Below are 21,731 nucleotides of genomic sequence, written 5' to 3'. Positions count from 1 at the left end.
TATTACGCCTCCTTCATCCAGCGCAGGGAGCCACCGTATGTCTTTTGGACATTATCTTTCGTGAAGACTTCATCGGTTTTCCCATATTCTACGATCGTCCGATTGAGCAGCATGACATGATCGAAATAATCCTCCACTGTCAATAAATCATGATGGACGACCATGACTGTTTTGCCCGCAGATTTCAAGCGTTTTAACGTCGTCATGATGGCCGTTTCCGTCGCTGCGTCCACACCGACCAACGGTTCATCCATGAAATAGAGATCGGCATCCTGAACAAGAGCCCGTGCTAGAAAGACACGCTGTTGCTGCCCGCCCGACAATTGGCTGATCTGGCGGTCGGCATAGTCGGCCATACCCATTTGAGCCAGGGCTTCCAATGCCAATTCCTTATCTTGTTTAGACGGCCACTTGAACCAGCCGATTTTCCCATACAGTCCCATTAACACAACATCAAGGGCATTCGTTGGGAAATCCCAGTCGACGGAACCCCGTTGCGGTACATAACCGACTCGCCTTTTGGTCTTTGCCAATGTTGAATCAAAAAACGAAACTTTGCCCGATAGCGAAGGATGCAATTCCAGCATCACTTTCAGCAAGGTTGATTTGCCCGCACCGTTCGGACCGATGATACCGGTCAGAGATCCAGGTTTCACATTAAAATTCACATCAGATAACACTTTGTTTTTTCGGTAGGAAGCAGATAAATCTTCCACTTTCAGGACTGACATCAATTTCCCTCCCCTAATAGTGCCTTATGAATGGTCGTAATGTTATGTCGATACATTCCGATATACGTGCCTTCTGGCGTACCCGCATCACCCATCGCGTCAGAATATATTTCCCCCCCTAATTTGACATCCAGCCCTTTTTTGCCAGCCCCTTCAACTACGGCTTTAATGGAGTTTTGGTTAATGCTGCTTTCCACAAAAACCGCAGGGATTTTATAATCGAGCAGGATGGCAATCGTATCATCAATGTCGGAAATGCCGATTTCATCTTCTGTGCTTAACCCTTGCAGGCCGACAACGTCCAAATCATATGCTCTGCCGAAATAGCCGAATGCGTCATGAGCAGTCACAAGTACCCGTTTTTCTTGCGGGATTTCGGCGATTTTTCCTTTGGATTCATCAAGCAAGTCATTCAGCTCTATAAAATACTTCTCTTTGTTGGCTTCAAATTCGTCAGCATGATCTGGTGCAAATTTCTTCAGCTCCTCCGTCGCGGATTCCAATGAAATCTTCCATAGTTCAATATCGAACCAGACGTGTGGATCAATGGCTCCATTTTCATCATGCAACAACTTTTCTTTGGGAATAGCTTCGGAAATGGCAAGAACGGGCTTCTTTTGGCCGATTTTTTCAAATGCCTGGATCAAATTCCCCTCCAAATTCAAGCCACTGTACAGCACCATATCGCTGTCTTCCAACTTCTTAATATCTCCCTGCGTTGCCTTATACAAATGGGGATCAACGCCGGGACCCATCAAGCTTTCTATAGCGACATGCTCGCCTCCGATAATGGAAAGCGGCTCTGCGATTTGAGCGATAGTCGTTACAATATGGATTTTCCCCTCTGTGTCAACTTCATCCGTTTTTTTCTCTGCACAAGCCCCTAACATAAGCAGCGCTGAGAATAGGGCACTTAATAATACGCCGTACTTCTTCTTCATTTCCGTTCCTCCTAACAGCAATGGTCATAGTGTTTCCCTTGTGCAACAAATACAATAAAAAAATTTACAGGCCGAAATTCATTTTCGGAATTTCAAAGACGAACAAAACGACTGAACGAAGATTCTTCTTCTTTATATTTCATTACGGAATGGCCGGTCTCATTTTGGGAATAGGATCGAAAGTTTTGTACCACGAACGAAAAGCGAGGGCAATATATAGGAATCAAGCCGCTGACAGGGAAACACTTTGAAAGGTTGTTGAATAGTAGATGAAGCAGTCAGCCAGCCGGTATTACTGCCTAGCTTTTTTGAGAAGAAAACCTAAGGCCTCCACATTTGTAATGACTGTCTTTACTATATGTCGGATTATGGAGACTTGTGAAAAGCACAATTGAGAGTAGTAAGCTTTTCTGTGCGTGCGGTATCGTTTATTTCGTAAACAGTCGAAGATCATCACTCCTTTAGGTAATGTAATAAGTTTCCCAAAGGAAACTATTAGTAAGTTAAAAATAATACGATAAATAAAATTTGTCAATAGCTATGAGTAGAAATAGATAGGGATTCATCATCAGAGTATTGCTTAACTAACTGTTACTGCAGGAAATATTTAATACTGGACAATAAAATTGAATTATGATTAACTAGTATAGTTAATTAGGCTAACTAATGATTTTATTTATGAGGGGGCGTTGAACATTACAACAAGGGAATTGCAGTTTTTCGGGCAATACGCCAAAGTGCATCGTCCGATGCTAAATGAAATAAATGCCGTCCTTGCGGAATACAGATTATTTAATTCGCAGTGGACCATCCTAAAATTACTTTTCCAAGAGGGCGACATGACACCGGCAGAAATTGCAACAAGGCAGCAGGTGGAAAAACCGAGTGTCACCAAAATTCTGCAGCGTCTGGAGGAGCTGACATATATCGAAGTACATCCGGGGCAGGACAAGCGCGAAAAATGGATCCGATTGACGGAATCCGGCAGTTCAGCATGCCATGAGATTATGGGGAAACTGGATACGTTATACAAAGGTTTTTTAAAGGGCGTTCCTGCTGACAACATAGAAATCGCCACGGCCGTCTTGAAAAACATCCAAGAAAATCTAAACTAACGAAAGAGTGAGTCGATGGAAAAACAAAGTTTATGGACAAAGGATTTTATTATTATTTCGATCATCAATTTCTTTATCATGCTTGTCATGTATTTACTCATGGTGACTATAGCACCTTACGCAGTTGAAGAGTTTGGAGCTTCTACGAGTACAGCGGGTCTCGTGTCAGGAATTTTTATCATCGGAACATTGATTGCAAGAATTGGCTCAGGTAATTTAATTGCCAAAATCGGCAGCAAGAAACTGCTATTTATCGGATTAGTGGTTTTTTTAATTGGGACCGGTCTTTATTTTGGCGCGGTTACATTGCCTTTTCTTCTGGCTGCACGTCTCATTCACGGTATCGGACTCGGATTTGCCTCCACAGCGACTGGAACGATGGTGGCAAAAATTATTCCGCCGACCCGCCGCGGGGAGGGAATCGGTTATTTTAGTATGAGTACAGTTCTTTCCACAGCCATCGGTCCATTCCTCGGAATTTTCATGAGCCAGCACTATCCATTCCAAGTGATATTTTGGCTTTGCCTCGTGTTGAGTGTTATTAATATGCTCATGTTTTTCTTTGTAAGAGAAGAAGAAACTGCACCGGCTACTGTTCGTGTAAAGGAAAAAAGCCATTCCCAGTTTATCGAAAAAAGAGCATTGCCTATTTCGGTTATTACTTTATTCGTTGGACTATCCTATTCAGGTGTTCTTTCGTTCCTGTCGTTCTACGCGAAGGAAATTGATGTCGTAAAAGCGGCAAGCTTTTTCTTCCTTGTGTATGCATTCGTTGTCTTGCTGTCACGACCTTTTTCAGGCAAACTATTGGATGAAAAGGGTGCGAAATTTATTGTCTATCCTGCATTGATCTTGTTTGCTGGAGGTCTATTGCTGCTGAGCCAAGCACATAATGGCTTCATGCTGCTTGCGGCAGGCGCGATTATCGGGCTTGGCTTTGGGAACTTCCAATCATGTGCCCAAGCTATCGCCTTGAAAGGGATTGAAATGGATCGAATCGGTGTAGCCACTTCGACGTTCTATATCTTTTTGGATTGCGGCTTCGGTTTTGGCCCCTATTTCTTAGGTCAGGTCATCCCTCACACAGGCTATAGCGGCATGTATTTGACGTTGACTGCCGTTGTGCTTTTTTCCTTGTTCGTCTTTGTTTTGTTGTTCGGGAGACGTGGAAAAGGTACGATGGAAGCGTAGCAATAAGTTTAGGATAGACAGGTGAAAAACATGAGAGACCATGCGCGGCCAACCCGGCGTAAAGAGATTCTGCAGATGGCTGTCATTGCTTTCTTGACGGCTTTTGCAAGTGAAATTAAAGTCATCCCGTTTAATGGGGAGCTGTTCCGTTTCGGGCTGGGCAGCATTTCGTTTTTCTTATACATTCTCATACGGCCTCCCCGGTCTTTGATTCAGACAGGAATCATGACCGGGGTTGTTGTCGTTCTATTGCGGGTGGCAGGGGACGGGATGTCCGGCCACCTTGAGCTTGCAGAAAGTGTGCGGGAACATTTGCCTGCCTTCGCTTTCTACTTCATATATGCGGCGGGTCTGCATTTGTTAATAAAAAGATTCCCCCAGACATCCCCATTGCGTTTAGGTGGATTGGCAGCTTTCGTAGAACTGGCTGGAAATACGACAGAGCACCTGATCCGTTCAGTATGGGTGGCGCATTATTCGTTTGGAATGGGAGAATGGTTATTGTTGATTGGAGTCGCGATCATCCGGAATTATTTTGCCATCGGGCTTTACAGTGCGTTGATAGTGAATGAACAAAAAAAGCGCATCCAAGAAATGATGGAAGTGAATTCAGGTCTTTATACAGAAACGCTTTATATTGAAAAGTCGATGAAACATATAGAACAAGTGACGCTGGCAAGCCATGATCTATATCAAAAATTGAAAACAGATGGACTGGCCGCGTATAGCAGGCAGGCGCTGTCAATTGCGCAGGAAATCCATGAAGTGAAAAAGGATGCGCAACGCGTGTTGACTGGACTGACGAAGCTGAATCGGCCAGATAGCAAAAACAACTACCAGTTGTCGGAACTGCTCCGTTTTGTCGTCAACGCAAACGGAACATACGCCGAATATTTAGGCAAGCAAGTATCGTTCCAAGTGGACTCCACTATAGATATGGAGACAGATTCAGCGACAGCACTGCTCGCCCTCATCAATAATTTAGTGGCGAATGCGGTGGAAGCAATGCCTGCTGAAGGGCAGGTTCGTATTGCCGCAAAAATGGATGAAGGCCAGCTCGTAATTCGTGTTCAGGATACGGGGAAAGGCATTCCGGAGGATTTGCTGCCAATCATTTTTGAACCCGGTTTTACGACTAAATACAATGAGCAAGGCGTGGCGGCGACGGGAATTGGTCTTTCCCACGCAAAGGATATTGTCAAATCTTTAGAGGGAACAATAGAAGTACAGTCGAATGGACAGGGAACCGTCTTTACTATAGCATTACCTTGTAAAAACATTCAGAAACGGGTTGAGTAGACAATGCGTTATTTCATTATCGACGATGACCGGGCGAGCCGTGCCATGTTGAAGCAGATCATAATTGAGGGCGGTCTTGGCATGGTCATTGGGGAAGAAGGCGGTGGCTCTTCTACCATCCAAACGGTGATGACGCTTCAGCCTGATATCGTGTTGATCGACTTGCTCATGCCTGATATGGACGGTTTGGAAATGATCGAACGCTTGCAGGAACTGGGCTACAGGGGACAATTCATCATGATTTCCCAAGTGGATAATAAAGAAATGGTTGGCCAGGCCTATCAACTTGGCATCGAGTTTTTTATCCATAAGCCGATTAATCGGGTCGAGGTGCAAAGTGTCTTGAACAGGACAGCGGAGCAAGCGAGGCTCAAGCAATCCTTACTGACGATTCAGCAATCGCTATCTCATCTTGGTACAAATCAAAATGCCCGCCAACCGGTCCAGCTTAGAGGAACCGTATTATCCATATTGAAAGATATGGGAATCGCCGGGGAAGCGGGGAGTGACGATTTGATTTCATTAGTAGAATTAGCGGTATCTCGCGATGAATCCACTGTTTCTTTTCCTCCTTTGAAGGAGTTATACGAACAATCCGCCCGTCAAAAAGGATATGAGGGCGAAGCGTTGCATAAAGAAAGCAAAGCGATTGAGCAGCGCATCCGGCGGGCTGTCCACGCAGCAATGGAACATATCGCGTCGCTCGCTGTACTAGACTACACGCTGCCGGAATTCGAGTATTATGGGCCTCGCTACTTCGACTTGCAGGATATCCGTTTGCTCGTAAATGCGATGGAAGAGAATGATCCACTCCCGAAAATCAAAGTGAACAGCAAGAAATTCATTCAAGTGCTAAGTATTGAGGCAATGGAAAAGCAAAGCGGAGCCTCCCGATTTGAAAAAATATAATAAGCGACGCAATCCTGATTTGTCGGATTGCGTCGTTTTTTGTAGGTTACCTTTATTGTAGTATATAAGATTCTTTTGAAAAGAAAGCGTTTGCAAAACGAAAGAGGTGACCTATAGATGAAAAAGTTGTTCAAACTTCCACTGGCGTATCAGATCTTAATCGGTCTCGTGTTAGGTATCATAGTAGGTGCCATTTTTTACGGAAATCCGGCTGTAGAGACATATTTAGATCCAATCGGTAAGATGTTTATTAATATGATTAAGATGATTGTAGTGCCAATCATCATTTCGACGCTCATCCTTGGGGTTGCTGGAACAGGTGATATTAAGCAGCTTGGGAAACTGGGCGGGAAAACACTCATCTATTTTGAAATTGTCACAACGATAGCGATTGTGGTCGGTCTGTTGGCTGCAAATATTGTTAAACCGGGTGTTGGGGTAGATATGTCAGCCCTTTCCAAGGGGAATATCGACCAATATGTCCAGACGACAGAGCAAGTGCAGCATGAAAGCTTCTTGGATGTACTTGTCAATATTGTGCCAAGTAACATCATTCAAGCAATGGCGGAAGGCAATATGCTGTCGATCATTTTCTTCTCGGTTCTTTTCGGTCTTGGCGTAGCAGCGATCGGAGAAAAAGGAAAGCCGGTGCTGGCGTTCTTCTCAGGTGTTGCGGATACGATGTTCTGGGTAACCAACTTGATCATGCGATTTGCTCCATTTGGCGTATTCGCTTTAATTGGTGTAACGATTTCGAAGTTCGGTTTATCTTCATTGCTGCCGCTTGGAAAATTGCTTATCCTCGTCTATGCAGCTATGGCGTTCTTCATCATCGTTGTGCTTGGCGGAATAGCGAAACTTGTAGGGTTCAACATTTTCTTCCTCTTTAAAGTATTGAAGGACGAGTTGATTCTCGCCTATTCGACATCAAGCTCGGAAACAGTTTTGCCGAAAGTGCTTGAGAAAATGGAGAAGATCGGCTGTCCAAAGGATGTTGTATCCTTTGTCGTGCCGACAGGTTACTCATTTAACCTCGATGGGTCCACCTTGTATCAGGCCATCGCGGCCATCTTCATTGCACAAATGTATAATATCGATTTGAGCATCATGCAGCAGATTACACTCGTGCTCGTCTTAATGATCACATCAAAAGGGATCGCAGGAGTCCCGGGTGTTTCCTTCGTCGTCTTGCTCGCAACCCTCGGTACTGTTGGTATTCCGCTTGAAGGGTTGGCATTTATTGCGGGAATCGACCGGATTCTCGACATGGCCCGTACCGTCGTCAATGTTGTCGGCAACTCGCTGGCATCGGTTGTCATGTCGAAATGGGAAGGCCGTTTTGATGAACAAAAACAAAAGACATACTTCGAGACTGCGGAAGAAGCATAAACAAAAAGGAGCCCATCCATCGATCGGGCTCCTTTTTGTTATTCAGCTACAACCTTTTCACTCATTAAGGCAAGCGTGTTATCTTCTGTATCCGTAAAGAAGACCATCCATGTTTCCGTTTGGCCCATTTTGGCGATTAAGTGTGGTTCATCTGTAAAATGAACGCCTTTTTCCTTGAAATCAGCATACGCTTCGTCAATATGTTCCACGTGAAAATAAATAACGGAGCTGGCATTCGCAAATTTCTCTTTTTCTGGAGGGCTCAGTAGCAAACGCACGCCCCCGCAATCAAAAAACGCCAATTGGCCTGCCTCGAACAGCTTCGGCACGCCGAGGACGTTTTCGTAGAAAGAGACCGCTCTTTCAAAATTTTTCACCGGTACAGCAATCTGCCCGATTTTATTAATTGTTTGATTCATCCTCATCACTCCTTTCCTTCTTATGTTTATCTTACTGAATTATTTTAAAGCCTACTTGTCCAAAATCACCTTTTTTCGATAGTCGATAGGGGAGTGGCCGGTAGCTAGTTTAAATGCTTTGCTGAAGGAAGCGGAAGATTGAAAACTGAGTTCGTGTGCGATGGCGGTGACCGTCCATTCAAGCTCAGCCAATCGTTTCTTCGCCTCTGCAATGCGCAGCGCGGACAGTTGTTGGTAAGGCGTTCTACCATAAACCTGCTTGTAGGACCGCAGTAGATGATTCGTCGACATGTATGCGGCCTGAGCAATATCCTGTAACTGAATCGGCTCCTTGTAAAATGCACGGATGAAATCATCGGCGATCGCAATCCGTCTGTACAATTCCTCTTTAGTGGAGGTTCGCTGCATTTGTAGCGATTCCATCTCTTTCCCTGCAAACTGGTGAGCCGATACAAGGTGAAGCATGGTCCGATGAAACTGCTCCTCCAGCCAAAGCGGGTCGTGTTTGTTATCTGGATAGTGTTGTTTCATTATTTGAAGATGGCGGAAGAAGCCGGCATTCATTTCGTATGTTTTCTCGAAAAATCCAATCATGTCTTTCGTTCGAAACGGATCGGACAATAGCTGATCAGTGGTGTCTGTGAGCGTCCGGCAAACTTCCTCGGCAAAACCATGCCTAAAAAAGAGACAGAACGATTCGATCTCTTCCACCTCGTCAATGGCGATTGTATAGTCCCCTTCATTCAGCAATAAATAACGATTTTCCTCCACGGCGAAAAATCCTGTATCTGTCTTGTATAGGGCTCGTCCTCCAGAGAAGGTTTTGATGGAGAGCTGCCCATCTCCTTCCCAATAGTACTCATCACTTTTGGCATGAAGTATGAAATTGGTCGATTCGTCTTTTTTCATGTTTCGGGCACCAACCTACTTGTCATTAATTCTGGAGTATGGCGATATAAAAACGATGTCGAATAGTGAAAGGCTGGGTACCGTGAACAGATGAAAGAGCTGAGCTCACTTTTTCAGTAAGGGACAACCGTTCCTCTTCCATCAAATTCACAAACCAGGAAAGGGAACGTAGCCTTTCTCCCCATTCAGCCGCTGTGAAGGAAACGGTGTACTCAAAATTGTACGTGTCCATTAAATCAAAACCGTGCTGCTTCCATTCTTCAAACCACTCAACAGGGAAGCTGTTGATGAACTGGGAGGCCTCTGCTTTTGAACCAGCCGGTTTGATAAGACCCGCAGGTACCTGGTCTTTTAGAATGTCCATGGATTGGGTGACAATCGGATCGATGGTCATAAACCCCGAGTCCATGACAATCAGCTGTCCATGTGGTTTCAGGATTCGCTTGATTTCACGCAAGGAGGCTTCACGGTCGAACCAATGCCAAGCGCGTAACGCAACGGTCATATCGCATGAAGAGTCCGGCAGCCCCGTGGCCTCAGAAAATTGATTCTCATACTCAATTTCATTTCCCTTCTCTGCATCAATCCGCTGGGCTTCTGCAATCAATTCGCTAGAGGGTTCAATACCAGTGACATAGGCTCCTTGGTTCTGCAACAAACGAGTCAGTACGCCTGTTCCGGAACCTAAATCTGCTATTCGCTTCTTGGGAAAATCCACGCCTCTTGCGTGCAAGCCGGATATCAGTTCAGCCGGCAAATCGTTTCGAGACTGCGCATAACTTTTTGCCACTTTTCCAAAATCCACTTCCATGACGAACCCCTCCTTTTCCTAATCTTAACTGGAAAGTGCCTTTCTGAGTAGACCCATTATACGAGAAAGTGTCACTTATCTGAATCTACGACCTAAGGCTGAATGAGAAATCGGACGGTGGCTCGTTATAGAGTGCTGGCCGCAGGTGGTACGGTTAAGTCAGTCAGTTGATAATGAATGGAAGGGGTTTACTTGTGAAAATTTTAGAAAGCATCGTACAAAAAAAGGTGTTGGTCGGGTTATTATCCACCATGATCATTTTGTTAGGGGTCTTAGCCGTTTTCCGTCTCGACAAAGAGATCATGCCATCTGTCGGAACGGACGGCGGATATATCGTCATCGAGGCGGGAGATATGGCTGCGATTGACATAGAAGAGCGAATTACTAACACGCTAGAACAGAAATTGCAGGCGCTCGGTGATGTGGAGAAGGTTCAGTCCACGACAAAACTAGGTGGCACGCAGTTGGATATGGTTTTCGCCAGAGGAAAAGGAGCGGAAGCCATTCAGGAAGTGGAGCGGGTTGTGAGCAGCCTCCGTGCGGAGCATCCGGAAATTAAAGAAGCTTACACGGGCCAATATGGGGTGCGGCAAGGGTATGAGTTCTTCATGGAAGCTTCCGGCGGTGAGATGGAGGAAATGTCCTCTTTCGCACGGCAAGTGTTAAAACCTAGATTGGAAAGCTTGAAAGAAGTACAGGAAGTCAATGTATCTGGAACAGTGGAGCGGGAAGTGTCTATCCAATTGGATCGTAAAAAGATGGCGGAGCTTGGTATAGATGCCTCTTATGTAATTGGAAGCATCTCGGAAGGGAATTCGGAAATGACACTTGGCGAGCTGGAGGCCGAGGATGGGAATGGTTCCTTGCTTCGCTGGCAAACAAAAGTGGAGGATGTAGAGGATTTACGCAAAGTGGAGATACCAACTGCTACAGGGAACATCCCTCTTGGCGACATCGCTTCGATCTCCATTGAGCCGCTTGAGAATGCATCCTATGTATGGAAGAACGGCTCCAAAGACTTGATTTTTATTCAAATCGGAAGGGCGAACGGCGCCACCCAGCTCGATATGGCAAAGGCTGTCCGGGCGGAAGTGGATAAAATCCAGGAGGAAGGACTGGTTAAAGACTTTGAGTTGAATGAAATGGTGGCGCAAGCCGACTTCGTTCAAGAGTCGATTGATGGCGTGGCAGATAATATTTTGATCGGAAGTATTGTGGCGGTAGCCATCTTATTGCTGTTTTTGAGAAACGTCCGCGCGACGCTCATTATCGGCATCTCCATCCCGACGTCTGTTTTGCTGACATTTTTGACGGTCTACCTGCTGGGCTATAGCTTGAATATGCTGACGCTTATCGGTCTTGGGCTTGGCATTGGCATGATGGTCGACTCCTCAATTGTCATATTGGAGTCCATTTATCGGCAGAAGGAACTCGGTTTAGGCAAACTCGATGCCGTTCTGGTTGGAACAAAAGAGGTCGCAGGCGCTGTCATTTCCTCCATGCTGACAACAATTGTTGTATTCCTGCCGATCGGTTTCATCGGAGGAGATATGGGGCAGTTCATGATCATTTTGTCCATCGTTGTGGCGGTGACATTGATCAGTTCCGTCCTTGTCGCTTTTACCATCATTCCGACGCTTTCAGAACGGTTTTTACGCTACCGAAAATCGACGAAAGGAAAGGCGGAGGGCAAAGTCATGAGGCAGTATGGTGCCTCGATTTCCTGGATTGTCGGTAAGAAGTGGAGAAGCGGTCTTGTCATTGTCCTTTTCCTACTCTTATTTGGAGGTTCGCTCACGCTAGTGAATAAAATCCCGATGACCGTTATGCCGGATATCTTCAATCGATATGCAGAAATCCTCATCGAATTGGAACCTGGTGTGGAAGGCAATGAAAAAGAGCAAGTCGTACAAAAAGTATCACAGCAGTTAGGCGCCATCGACGATGTAGACTCTACGTTCCTTATCGACAACGGGAATCTGCTCATCGGAATAATTAATATGACAAAAGGCGAAGCGATCAAGACGGAACAAAAACAAGTAAACGAAGAAATTCTAAAATCATTACGGGCATTAACGGAACAAATGCCAATTAAGAATGTCCAAAGTGCAATGGATGGTTCAGGCGGCTCACCTGTCCAAGTGGTGATTAAAGGGGAAGACTATTCGAAGCTGCAATCAATCGGGAAGGAATTCATAAAAAAGCTCTCATCTATTGAAGGGCTTGTCGGCATCACGGATTCCATGGAGAACAGCCAGAAGCAGCAACAGGTCGTTTTGAAAGAGTCCGCAATTGAAGAAGCGGGATTAACCAGAATGCAGGTGAAACAATTTCTACAGCAAGCATTCATTGACATGCCAGTCGGTGAAATGGCCTATAACGAGGAACAAATCCCTCTGATGGTCAGATGGGCAACCAAAACAAACTCCGCAAATGATGTTTTGAACATGGAGATTCCGACAGCGGCGGGAGATAGGAAGCTCTCCTCATTAATTGAATTCCAATCGGTTCAGACACCAAAAGAAATCACACATATGGATGGAGAGCGTTTTATCGTAATTGGCGCTGATATCGAAGGCAAAGACTTAGGCACGATTAATCGGGACGTCCAAAAGGTAATCAATGCGTTCGATCTGCCAGCTGGCTATGCAATCGACGCGGGCGGCGACATCGAGCAACAACAGCAGCTGATGATGGAAATGGCAATCGTGCTTGGCATCGCTATGTTCCTTGTCTACTTCGTCATGGCAGTTCAATTCAATCACCTCGGCCATCCGCTGATTGTCATGTCCGTCATTCCAATGGCCATTATCGGGGTCATTGTCGGCCTCTTCCTGACGCAGCGGGAACTCAATCTATTATCCGGAATGGGCGTCATTATGCTCATCGGCATCGTCCTGAACAATGCCATCCTGCTCATTGACCGGACGAATCAATTACGCAGAGAAGGCATGCAAGTAGAGGAAGCGCTTGTCGCAGCAGGGAAGCAGCGGATCCGTCCCATCTTCATGACGACACTGACAACAGTAGGCGGCATGCTCCCACTCGCCCTGGCATCCGGCGCGTCCGGCAATTACCAGGCACCGCTCGCTACAGTGCTCATCTCCGGATTACTGTTTGCCACTATCATTACCTTGCTGTTGATTCCGGCAGTCTACCGTCTTGTCACTAGACGCACAGTCGCCGTGAAAGAAACAGAGAAGGTGACAGACAAAGCGCTATCGAATAGCGTGCCGGAATTTGTGAAATAACTCATCTTACAGCCCCTGCCTGCCATTTTGTGCAGGCAGGGGTTAGGTTGGTTCTCTTGAGTGAATCGAGTTCAAGAGGCGCCAAATAATAGTTGAACGCCAGAATATCAGGGCGAACGCCAGAAAGTCGAGCTGAACGCCAGAATATCGGGGCGAACGCCAGAAAACCAGGTTGAACGCCAGAATGTCAAAACGAACGCCAGAAACCGGTTTAATTCCAGATAAACCTTTGACCCGCGCCAAATAACAACCCCGGACGCCAAATATATGTTTAAGTCCATAAAATAGAGATGCCATATGAACGGAACAAACGCCAGGAAAGCTGTCCTTTCTGACCGAATTAACCTAAAAAAGGATGACTTTAACGCACTCTATTGTAGTCCGATTCAATTCCCGTTAGAGTACAAGTATTGAGAAATCCGGATTCAAGGAAACACTCAAAGTGATTTTGGAATAGGGGGAAATTATAATGTCTCACGTATTGACAGTTAAAGCAGAGGATTTTCAAAAAGAAGTATTGGAAAGCGAATTACCGGTATTTGTTGACTTCTTCACAGATGAATGCGGTCCATGCCAAGCATTCGAACCGGTTTTAGAAGATGTGGCAGAAGATTTATCCGATAAAGTAAAGTTCGTTAAACACTGGGTTACATATGAAGATTTCGAAGCGAAATCAAACCCGGTACAATTAAAATATGACATCAACTCTTTCCCATCGTTGTATCTTTTCAAAAACGGTGAAGTTGTCAAAACGTTTATTGGCTATTTAAATCGTCAAGAATTCCTTGATTTTCTAGAAGAAGTTCTTTGATTCAAAAAAGTGTTTGGAATGAAAAGTTCCAAGCGCTTTTTTTATTGTCCCAAACTCGACCGCCAGGTGGTTCCCTCTGTACAATGAAAAGAAGAAAGGGAGGCGCCTGTGATGAATGCCAAGGAAATGGACAATCAACTCCGTATCAAAACAGAGGGGACGCTTGAATTGCTAAGTCAGTCCCCGCACTATAACCGGTATGAAGCGACTCCGTATGATGCATTAGACGAATTGTTCTGCGCCTACGAGCTTCTGAAAGCGGATGGATTCGTCGATTATGGATGTGGCAAAGGACGGGTCTCCTTCTACGTCCACAACCGTTTTCAATGTAAAGTGACCGGCATTGAGATGAATGGCCGATTGTACGAGGATGTCTTGACGAATCTATATCACTATCGCGGCAAGGTGCAAAGAAAAAAGGATGGGCAGCTTCATTTTGAACGTTGTTACGCGGAAGCGTTTGAAGTGGAACCGACCGATAACCGCTTCTACTTCTTCAATCCGTTTTCTGTGCAAGTCTTCACTAAGGTCGTCGGCCGCATATTGGAATCAGTTGAGGATCACGGGCGGCCGGTCGATCTCATCTTGTATTACCCATCCATGGATTACGTACAATACCTTGAAACCAAAACAGCTTTCAATTTGCTCAAAGAAATCAAATTGGGCGGAATCTATGAACATAATGAGGACGAACGCTTTCTCATTTATCGGCTTCAGTCATGACAGTTGAAGAAAAAGAATGGTATGTACGGCTTCCTGGCAGGCGTTTACAGTTATCCCACGCTTTAATGGCTTCCGCCTGGCTTTTGCCCTTGTTATTCGGATCCGCGAAGTAGTCGCGTATGAATCGGTTGTATTCAAATTGGGGAGCAATGTCCCTTTTGTAGGAAGGGTCTTTTTTTCGTTCCTCTTCCTCGCGCCAAGCCGTCACTGCATCCCGATACGTTTTACCGATATTTTGCTTAAAGTAATGTTGAATGAACGTTGAAAAATGAAAAGCCGGGATGACCGTTTTAAAAAAAGCCCGTACATTTTGACTGCATCGGTGGTTTGCTGTGATGACCGTATCAAGGTTTAATTCTTGTTGTTTCTTTGGCCGAGCAGTTGCCTGGCGTATCGGATTTATTATTTCCCCGGTTCGCAGGAACGTACTGATGCGGTCGGTTATTTCCCCTTTTGATCCTGCCGCGCTCAGTCCGTTTCCCCGGCAAAACTCCTGAAGTTCTGCTTTTAGCCAGTAATAATCCAAGAACTCTTCAACTGAAAGATCTATATGTAAGATTGGTCTCATGAACGTACCTCCTCTTCATATAATAGAACATAAGTTCGTTTTGTTCAATACAGAAAAGGCCACCTAAGGAAAGGTGGCCTCGTTTCATAATAAATGCATCGCTTCCTCTGCTTCATCCCAAGGGACTGCATAGCCTTTCCCTTTAGCACAGAAAATGGATGACGACGTGTACTCTGGATCGGCATCTTTATTGTAGCCAATCCGTTCAATGACCTCTTCTTGATTATGACAGACGTCGTAGCCGCTGAACCTTAGTGTCATCGCACCTTTGCCATTCGTGAACGAAGCGAATACTGTGCTGTAATTCATGAAGGTAGCGACGGGAACGCGGGCGGTGATGATGGTTTTGTCTCCGAGTGTTTCAGGAGGATCAAACGTGCCGTGCGCCTGCTGGATATCCGAAAGGACACGTCCGATGTGATCCATGTCTATTTTGATTTTTACGTCATAATACGGTTCGAGCAGGACATTGGCCGCTTTCTCAAGCCCTTGGCGTAACGCACGGAATGTGGCTTCCCGAAAATCGCCCCCGGATGTATGCTCATTATGGCCTTTTCCGGTCAGCAATGTAATTTTCACGTCAGTAAGTGCCGAACCTGTCAATAAACCATGATGATCCTGTTCAAAGATGTGATGCTTGATCAGGTTTTGATTGCCAACGGATAGGTCGTTCGCGTGGCATTCATTTGCAAAGGAAATGCCTGCACCCCGTTCTGCTGGTTCGATTCTAAGATGCACTTCCGCGTAATGTTTGAGCGGTTCAAAATGCCCGTAGCCGTTCACGGGTGCTGAGATTGTTTCCTTATAAAGAATAGTCGGCTGGCCAAAATCAATGGCGTAGCCGAACCGGTCACGAACGACTTGCTTCAGCACTTCCAGTTGAATGACGCCCATCACATGGACATGCAATTCCTGAACATGCTCATCCCAGACGGCTTGCAAGGATGGATCCTCCGCATCCAATGTGCGGAAGGCGTGCAGCATATCCTTCAGGGGGATGGACGGATCAAAACGGACGCTGGATCGCAGCGTGGGAATCAAATCATAGGAAGCGGAGTCTTGCATTGTTCCGATTCCATCCCCGATGGCGGATTCAGCCAGCCCCGTCACGGCAATCAATTCACCCGCAACCGCATGATCGTCATTCGTATATTTCTTCCCGTTGTAGCGTCTCAACTGGGTCACTTTTTCAACCGCTGTGGCGGTAGTAATTTCATCACGCACATGGAGTGTGCCGCTCTTTAGCTTTAAAAATGTTACCCGGCTGCCGTTCTCGTCATGCCGAATTTTATAGACCCTTGCCGCCAATTCACCTTCCGCGGAGTAATTTGTCTCGGTAAGGCGGTCAAAAGCGTCAAAAAACTCTTGGATTCCAATATCTCTTAACGCGGAGCCGCAGCCATACGGAAAAACTTGAAGCTCCTGGATCATGCGGCTCAGTGCCTTCATCCATGCATCCTCATCATACTCCCCATCCATATAACGCTCCAAAAGCTCTTCGTCTCTTTCTGCAATAAACTCTATGAGTTCGTTAGTTAAGGTTCCATCTTTTAATTGGGATAAATCCAGAAGTTCCGTTGTAAAGGACATGCTCATTTCATTTAAGATGCCGGGAATATCAGTGCCTTCCCGATCGATTTTATTGAGAAAAAAGAAGGTCGGAATCCGATGTTTCTGCAGGAGTTGCCAAACCGTTTCGGTATGTCCTTCCACGCCATCTGCTGCGCTGATCAAAACGATGGCAAAATCCATTACTTGAATGGCCCGTTCCATTTCCGGTGAAAAATCGACATGGCCGGGCGTGTCAATTATTGTATAAATGGAATCGTTGTATGTGAAATTTCCTTGCTCTGCAAAGATGGTGATGCCGCGGGTTCGCTCGATTTCATGGTTATCGAGGAAAGTATCTTGATGATCGACCCGTCCCCGCGTCCGGATGCTGTTCGTGTGAAAGAGCAACTGCTCTGAAAATGTTGTTTTGCCCGCATCAACATGCGCAAGAATTCCTATCGTTTTAAACATCGTGTACACCTCGTTGTTTCAGCTTCCCTCCATTATAACTCATTTTCCAATCGGCAAGTGCTTGATCCGTGGCCCGAACCAGTAGAAGAGTTCTAAGATGAGTGCTGATAGAATGCCCATAAGCAGTCCATTCGAGAGTAAAGGCTGGACGAGTTCCGGCAAGGGAGTAAACACTGTTACCGGAAAGGTCATAACGGCCAGGCCGACGAGCGCCGGCAAAGCAACACGGTATACCGTTTTCGGTTCGAATGATAACCCTTCAATATTGCGTAGCGAAGAGCGGAATAATTGCAAATAAGCGACGAACAGGACGGTGTTGCCGACACTGTGCGGGATGGTGGAAAAGAAAGCTGTCAGGGAAGGGGAGAGACCTAGAATAATGAACAAGGCGGCCCCAAGAAAAAAAGGAGTGCGTTCACGGATGCCGGTCGACTGGAGAAAGCCAAGAGAAGAGGCGTACGGCGCAAAGGGGACAAGACCAAGCATTCCGGATAAGGTTGTCAGGATTCCTGTTAAGAAGAAAGAAGACTTATATTGAAATCGGGTTGTCACTTTGCCGAATAGATCCTCGGATTCCTTTAAGGTAGCGACCGTATTTGTCGTATTCAGCAATCCCGCCATAATAACAGTCAGGACAATGCCCCACTCCAATGTCGGCTCGCCCCAGGGAAACCACTGCAGAAATGGCGTCGTATGTATCGCTTCCTCCGTCTCTGACGGGAAAAAGAAAGATGACGCCATCCAGCCTGCCACCATGCCGATCAAAAGATTCAACCGGCTGATTATGCCTTTGCCCTTTACATGGATGAGGATCGTGAAGGTAGCGAGCAGAAAGGAAAAGCCGGCCATTTTCATATCGATGACAGACCCTTCATTCAAGCCGATCATCCCTTTCAGGAAGATCGAAATCAATTGATTGGCTAGCAATAAAAGAAACACGAACATGACGGCTGGCGTGAACCACTTCTTCAACAATTCACCTATGCCCAGCAGACCGAAAACCGCTACAAGTGCTCCCGAAATCATGGCACCCACTGCAATGCTACCGCCGACCGTTGTCAATTCCATTCCGAGCGCATCCGCAGTTCCCGCCAAACTCAAAATGACACCCCACCACAGCCCTGACTGTCCTTCCATCAATGGAAGCTTATGGCCGATCCAACCTTGCAGAACACAAGCGAGCCCCGTAAGGATGAATGACCGCTGAATCGCTGACACAATTTCTACCTGCTCCAAATCAAATGCACTGCCGATCGATATCGGAATGACCACCGTATTCGCAAACATGAAAAATAACCATTGAAATCCCGCCAGCAGTGTGACGGATAGACTAGCCCTCATGCATAACACCAACCTCCCCAAGCACTTACTCTAGGTTACGAAACAATTAATTAGGTGCTACTATACCATAAAAGTATTCTGCCTGACTATATAATGATAGATAAATTAGAAGGTTCAGTGAAAATATAGGCAGATGCTTTAACGTTGAGGTGGGGACACATTTGCAGTATCTATGAAAAACCTTAAATTGTTAAAAGCATTCAGCGCGGAATGGAGTGTTTCGAGGCATGACGGTTCGCCGCGTATTGAAAGTCTTTGAATAATCGACGCATAAAAAGTTTAATACCCGGTCTTTTCGCTAAACCGCTCGTATAATTCCAGCAACCTCTCGTATCCTGTTGCCAACCGCTCATATAATCCCGTGACCGCTCGTAACTTCTACAATTCCCTCATATATCCCGAAGACCGCTCGTAAACTTCCGGAACCTCTCGTATAATCCAGCGAACCGCTCGTATCTCCAATCACTCCATCGCATACCAGCAAGCCGCCTTTCATACCAACGCTCCGCCATCCGCCAATCCGTCAGCAGATGCTCATCAAAAAAAGCCGGCCCTCTGCTATAGAGGGCGCGGCTCAATGTTAATTTTTTTGTTCCTCCAGCAAGCGGGTGAAGTCTGCCTTGGAGAGGGGTTTGGCGTATAGATAGCCTTGAACTTCGTCACAGTGCAGCTTGTTAAGGAAGCAGGCTTGGTCTTGGGTTTCCACGCCTTCTGCGACGACTTGCAGATTCAGATTTTTGGCAAGGTCGATAATGGCTTTGACGATCATTGTGTTGTTTTCGTCCAGCTCACGAATGAATGCTTGATCGATTTTTAAGTGGGTGAGTGGAAATTTACTTAAATAGATCAAGGATGAGTAGCCCGTTCCGAAGTCGTCGATGCTTGCGTTGACGCCCAGGTTGCGCAGTTCTTGCAATATTAATTTGCCATGATGGACATCGGACATAATGGTTTCGGTGATTTCTAAGTTGAGATATTGCGGTTCAAGTCCTGTTTCATCCAGAATTGCTTTTACATCGGATACGAAAGAAGGTTGCCTGAATTGACGGATGGATACGTTGACGCTAACCCGCATGGGGGGCAAGCCTGTCTGCTGCCATTCCTTTGCGTCGCGGCAGGCGGTTTTCAGCACCCATTCGCCGATGGGCAGGATGAATCCGTTGTCCTCCGCAATCGGTATGAAATAGGCGGGTGAAATAAATCCGCGTATTGGATGTTGCCAGCGGAGCAAGGCTTCCATGCCTTTCATCCGACCGGTTTTCAAATCGAATTGGGGCTGGTAGGCAAGAGATAACTGATTGCGTTGCAAGGCTTGTCGCAATTCCATTTCTACCATGGTCTGCTCCACTAATTCATCGTGCAGTTTTTTTGTGAAAAATTGATAGGTGCCACGTCCGGATTCCTTTGCCAGATACATCGCGGAATCCGCATTTCTCATTAGGGTATTGTAATCCGTTGCATCTGCCGGGTAGAAGTTGATGCCAATGCTCGGCGCCACGAAGACTTCGTGCTGCCCCAGCAAGTACGGATAAGACAGATCTTCCACGATTCGTTCAGAAATGGCTTGCACGGCAGGACGATCGCCTGAACGAACGAGTACGACGAATTCATCACCGCTTAGCCGTGCAACAAAATCCTTTTCACCCACAGAGAGAGACAATCTTTTGCCGACTGCTTGTAACAATTCATCCCCAACATGGTGCCCTAGCGTATCGTTAATCATTTTAAACCGATCCAAGTCCATGAAGAGCAATGCAAATTCTGAGTTGCCCTCTTGGGCATAATGGATCCAATCTGCCACCTGTTCCTGAAGCATCCGGCGGTTTGGCAATCCGGTCAGGTAATCGTAATAAGCCATATGTTCAATGACCCGTTCCGCTTCCATGCGTTCTGTAATGTCGATCGCCGTGCCGACCACTTCCTCCACTTGTCCCTCTCTAAAAATAGGGGAGAGATACACGAGAAACGTCATGAATGAAAAAGGGAGTTCGAATTGAACGGTTTCCCCAACAAGTGCTTGATGGAACAATTGAGAGAGCCGTGATAGCTCTTCTTCGCTGTACTCCCCGCCAAGTTTTCCATTATTTAATGAGTCAGCAGTAACCCCTAATTCTTCAGCAATTTTTCCTTCCATTAGCGTAAACGTGATGGCTCCAGTTTTATCCGGTTTGTATTTAAAAATCGCGTTTTGGAGATTTTTAACTGTTTGCCTGAAATCATTGAGCAATGCAATTTCAAGTGATTGCTCCGCCTGCTTCCGTGCAGTGATATCATGGCGGATGGAAATATATTGAACTGGTCTCCCATCTTTGCCCACGAATGGGACGATAGTGGTCGCCACCCAATATAGTGACCCGTCTTTCGCTCGATTTTGGATATCCCCTTGCCACACTTGACCGTTTCTGATCGTTTCCCACATGTCTTGGAAAAAGAGTTTGGGATGATAGGCCGAGTTGATGACGCGGTGTGTTTTGCCGATTAGCTCTGCTTGCGAGTATTGCGATAGCTCACAGAATTTCTCATTTACATACGTGATAATCCCTTTTGAATCGGTGATTGCCACAACGGAAGAGTGATCGAGTGCATTTTCGATATTTCGTAGATTCTCAACAGTCTCGATATATTGCTTGCTTGTAAGTTCCGATGCCGTCACGTCCGTATCTACGGAAATGAACCCATCAAATTCGCCTTGCTCATTAAAGATGGGGGAAATGATCGCCTCCACCCAGTAGGGGGAACCGTCTTTAGCCACACTTTTAATTTTGCGATGCCAGTAGCGATTGCTCTGAAAAGCCTCGTTCATCTCGGCAAAGAATATGTCTTTATCATAGTCGGGGTTTAATAATCCAAAATCTTTTCCAATCAATTCAGATGCATCATACTGCGAAAGAGTACAAAAGTTTTCATTTACATGAAGAAGGATCCCGTCCCGGTCTGCCGTGGATATGCAAAATTTTTGATTGACGAGCAGATAAATAGATGGATGTTTTTTTAATTCCTCTATGATCATAGCTTCTATTCCTTTCCACTAGATGGGTGGCAATGCGAGTAATCCGTTGGAACTATGAATGATAATTCATATATAATTTTTATGAAATTATAATGACCTTTTTCTTATTTGCAGTTTATCCGATTATACCATCTTACTATCTCGTTATCTACTTGCAGTCCGGAAGAAGATTGACGGAATTTTTACAAATAAAAACAAGTTTTCTCTACTGTTCTTGTCGTTTTGAATGTAAACTGAGAGTAAGAGGGAAGGGGGAGCATTGTGAAAAAGAAATATACGAAAACGGAGAAG

The 21,731-nt window shown here is 45.8% G+C and carries 18 protein-coding genes; 8 read left to right on the top strand and 10 right to left on the bottom strand.

Annotated elements, in window-relative coordinates; translation table 11 throughout:
- Positions 1-2 precede the first annotated feature (2 nt).
- Both NCCP2222_RS06495 and NCCP2222_RS06490 read right to left on the bottom strand, forming a co-directional pair.
- Positions 3-731: a metal ABC transporter ATP-binding protein gene (locus NCCP2222_RS06495; RefSeq protein WP_248510717.1), complete on the bottom strand. Its 729-nt coding sequence runs from the start codon at positions 729-731 to the stop codon at positions 3-5.
- Positions 731-1,672, bottom strand: coding sequence for a metal ABC transporter solute-binding protein, Zn/Mn family (locus NCCP2222_RS06490; protein WP_248510715.1), 942 nt, complete (start codon positions 1,670-1,672; stop codon positions 731-733). Before NCCP2222_RS06490 ends, NCCP2222_RS06495 begins: the two co-directional genes overlap by 1 nt.
- 689 nt (positions 1,673-2,361) lie before the next feature.
- Between NCCP2222_RS06490 and NCCP2222_RS06485 the strand changes: the two genes are divergently transcribed.
- The 5 genes from NCCP2222_RS06485 (at position 2,362) to NCCP2222_RS06465 (ending at position 7,575) form a co-directional block, all read left to right on the top strand.
- The gene (locus NCCP2222_RS06485) at positions 2,362-2,787 is read left to right on the top strand and encodes a MarR family winged helix-turn-helix transcriptional regulator (RefSeq protein ID WP_248510706.1); all 426 of its coding nucleotides are present in this window, start codon (positions 2,362-2,364) and stop codon (positions 2,785-2,787) included.
- Positions 2,788-2,802: 15 nt separating this feature from the next.
- Positions 2,803-3,978, top strand: a complete 1,176-nt coding sequence (locus NCCP2222_RS06480) for an MFS transporter (RefSeq protein WP_248510700.1) — start codon at positions 2,803-2,805, stop codon at positions 3,976-3,978.
- A 30-nt stretch (positions 3,979-4,008) separates the two neighbouring features.
- Positions 4,009-5,277 carry a sensor histidine kinase gene (locus NCCP2222_RS06475; RefSeq protein ID WP_248510698.1) on the top strand — a complete coding sequence of 423 codons (1,269 nt, stop codon included), beginning with the start codon at positions 4,009-4,011 and terminating at the stop codon, positions 5,275-5,277.
- Between the two features lie 3 nt (positions 5,278-5,280).
- Entirely contained in the window at positions 5,281-6,186 is a 906-nt protein-coding gene (locus tag NCCP2222_RS06470) for a response regulator (protein WP_248510696.1), read from the top strand.
- A gap of 117 nt (positions 6,187-6,303) precedes the next feature.
- Complete coding sequence (locus NCCP2222_RS06465; RefSeq protein ID WP_248510694.1) at positions 6,304-7,575, top strand: cation:dicarboxylate symporter family transporter; 1,272 nt, start codon at positions 6,304-6,306, stop codon at positions 7,573-7,575.
- 38 nt (positions 7,576-7,613) lie between these two features.
- Here NCCP2222_RS06465 and NCCP2222_RS06460 read toward each other — a convergent pair whose 3' ends face one another.
- The 3 genes from NCCP2222_RS06460 to NCCP2222_RS06450 are packed head-to-tail and all read right to left on the bottom strand — an operon-like array spanning position 7,614 to position 9,714.
- Positions 7,614-7,994, bottom strand: a complete 381-nt coding sequence (locus tag NCCP2222_RS06460) for a VOC family protein (RefSeq protein ID WP_375709163.1) — start codon at positions 7,992-7,994, stop codon at positions 7,614-7,616.
- 51 nt (positions 7,995-8,045) lie between these two features.
- A complete protein-coding gene (locus tag NCCP2222_RS06455) occupies positions 8,046-8,903 on the bottom strand; it encodes a helix-turn-helix domain-containing protein (RefSeq protein WP_248510692.1) in 858 nt (285 codons plus the stop codon).
- 25 nt (positions 8,904-8,928) lie between these two features.
- Entirely contained in the window at positions 8,929-9,714 is a 786-nt protein-coding gene (locus tag NCCP2222_RS06450) for a class I SAM-dependent methyltransferase (RefSeq protein WP_248510691.1), read from the bottom strand.
- A 194-nt stretch (positions 9,715-9,908) separates the two neighbouring features.
- On the opposite strand from NCCP2222_RS06450, the gene NCCP2222_RS06445 reads away from it, so the two are divergent.
- Positions 9,909-12,965, top strand: coding sequence for an efflux RND transporter permease subunit (locus NCCP2222_RS06445; protein WP_248510690.1), 3,057 nt, complete (start codon positions 9,909-9,911; stop codon positions 12,963-12,965).
- A 42-nt stretch (positions 12,966-13,007) separates the two neighbouring features.
- Here NCCP2222_RS06445 and NCCP2222_RS06440 read toward each other — a convergent pair whose 3' ends face one another.
- A complete protein-coding gene (locus NCCP2222_RS06440; protein WP_248510689.1) occupies positions 13,008-13,208 on the bottom strand; it encodes a hypothetical protein in 201 nt (66 codons plus the stop codon).
- A gap of 226 nt (positions 13,209-13,434) precedes the next feature.
- Here NCCP2222_RS06440 and NCCP2222_RS06435 point away from each other — a divergent pair, with 226 nt between their 5' ends.
- Positions 13,435-13,776: a thioredoxin family protein gene (locus NCCP2222_RS06435; RefSeq protein WP_248510688.1), complete on the top strand. Its 342-nt coding sequence runs from the start codon at positions 13,435-13,437 to the stop codon at positions 13,774-13,776.
- A gap of 111 nt (positions 13,777-13,887) precedes the next feature.
- Positions 13,888-14,499: a class I SAM-dependent methyltransferase gene (locus NCCP2222_RS06430; protein ID WP_248510687.1), complete on the top strand. Its 612-nt coding sequence runs from the start codon at positions 13,888-13,890 to the stop codon at positions 14,497-14,499.
- Here NCCP2222_RS06430 and NCCP2222_RS06425 read toward each other — a convergent pair.
- From NCCP2222_RS06425 to NCCP2222_RS06410, 4 genes are all read right to left on the bottom strand, one after another.
- Complete coding sequence (locus tag NCCP2222_RS06425) at positions 14,477-15,067, bottom strand: DUF6434 domain-containing protein (RefSeq protein ID WP_248510686.1); 591 nt, start codon at positions 15,065-15,067, stop codon at positions 14,477-14,479. The genes NCCP2222_RS06430 and NCCP2222_RS06425 overlap by 23 nt on opposite strands.
- An 84-nt stretch (positions 15,068-15,151) precedes the next feature.
- Positions 15,152-17,089, bottom strand: coding sequence for an elongation factor G (locus NCCP2222_RS06420; protein WP_248510685.1), 1,938 nt, complete (start codon positions 17,087-17,089; stop codon positions 15,152-15,154).
- 39 nt (positions 17,090-17,128) lie between these two features.
- Positions 17,129-18,430, bottom strand: a complete 1,302-nt coding sequence (locus NCCP2222_RS06415; protein WP_248510684.1) for a uracil/xanthine transporter — start codon at positions 18,428-18,430, stop codon at positions 17,129-17,131.
- A 580-nt stretch (positions 18,431-19,010) separates the two neighbouring features.
- Entirely contained in the window at positions 19,011-21,440 is a 2,430-nt protein-coding gene (locus NCCP2222_RS06410; protein ID WP_248510683.1) for an EAL domain-containing protein, read from the bottom strand.
- Between the last annotated feature and the right edge of the window lie 291 nt (positions 21,441-21,731).

The sequence above is a fragment of the Sporosarcina sp. NCCP-2222 genome (genome assembly GCF_023168145.1).
In the GTDB taxonomy this organism is placed as follows: domain Bacteria; phylum Bacillota; class Bacilli; order Bacillales_A; family Planococcaceae; genus Sporosarcina.
Note: the sequence above shows the minus strand (reverse complement) of the source record. Positions and strands in the feature narration are given on the sequence as shown.

Excerpts from the sequence above, each read along its gene's own strand:
- NCCP2222_RS06425 (WP_248510686.1), bottom strand. The coding sequence starts at position 15,067 with ATGAGACCAATCTTACATATAGATCTTTCAGTTGAAGAGTTCTTGGAT.
- NCCP2222_RS06490 (WP_248510715.1), bottom strand. The coding sequence starts at position 1,672 with ATGAAGAAGAAGTACGGCGTATTATTAAGTGCCCTATTCTCAGCGCTG.
- NCCP2222_RS06470 (WP_248510696.1), top strand. The coding sequence starts at position 5,281 with ATGCGTTATTTCATTATCGACGATGACCGGGCGAGCCGTGCCATGTTG.
- NCCP2222_RS06480 (WP_248510700.1), top strand. The coding sequence starts at position 2,803 with ATGGAAAAACAAAGTTTATGGACAAAGGATTTTATTATTATTTCGATC.
- NCCP2222_RS06465 (WP_248510694.1), top strand. The coding sequence starts at position 6,304 with ATGAAAAAGTTGTTCAAACTTCCACTGGCGTATCAGATCTTAATCGGT.
- NCCP2222_RS06430 (WP_248510687.1), top strand. The coding sequence starts at position 13,888 with ATGAATGCCAAGGAAATGGACAATCAACTCCGTATCAAAACAGAGGGG.
- NCCP2222_RS06410 (WP_248510683.1), bottom strand. The coding sequence starts at position 21,440 with ATGATCATAGAGGAATTAAAAAAACATCCATCTATTTATCTGCTCGTC.
- NCCP2222_RS06455 (WP_248510692.1), bottom strand. The coding sequence starts at position 8,903 with ATGAAAAAAGACGAATCGACCAATTTCATACTTCATGCCAAAAGTGAT.
- NCCP2222_RS06420 (WP_248510685.1), bottom strand. The coding sequence starts at position 17,089 with ATGTTTAAAACGATAGGAATTCTTGCGCATGTTGATGCGGGCAAAACA.
- NCCP2222_RS06475 (WP_248510698.1), top strand. The coding sequence starts at position 4,009 with ATGAGAGACCATGCGCGGCCAACCCGGCGTAAAGAGATTCTGCAGATG.
- NCCP2222_RS06450 (WP_248510691.1), bottom strand. The coding sequence starts at position 9,714 with ATGGAAGTGGATTTTGGAAAAGTGGCAAAAAGTTATGCGCAGTCTCGA.
- NCCP2222_RS06435 (WP_248510688.1), top strand. The coding sequence starts at position 13,435 with ATGTCTCACGTATTGACAGTTAAAGCAGAGGATTTTCAAAAAGAAGTA.
- NCCP2222_RS06495 (WP_248510717.1), bottom strand. The coding sequence starts at position 731 with ATGTCAGTCCTGAAAGTGGAAGATTTATCTGCTTCCTACCGAAAAAAC.
- NCCP2222_RS06460 (WP_375709163.1), bottom strand. The coding sequence starts at position 7,994 with ATGAATCAAACAATTAATAAAATCGGGCAGATTGCTGTACCGGTGAAA.
- NCCP2222_RS06415 (WP_248510684.1), bottom strand. The coding sequence starts at position 18,430 with ATGAGGGCTAGTCTATCCGTCACACTGCTGGCGGGATTTCAATGGTTA.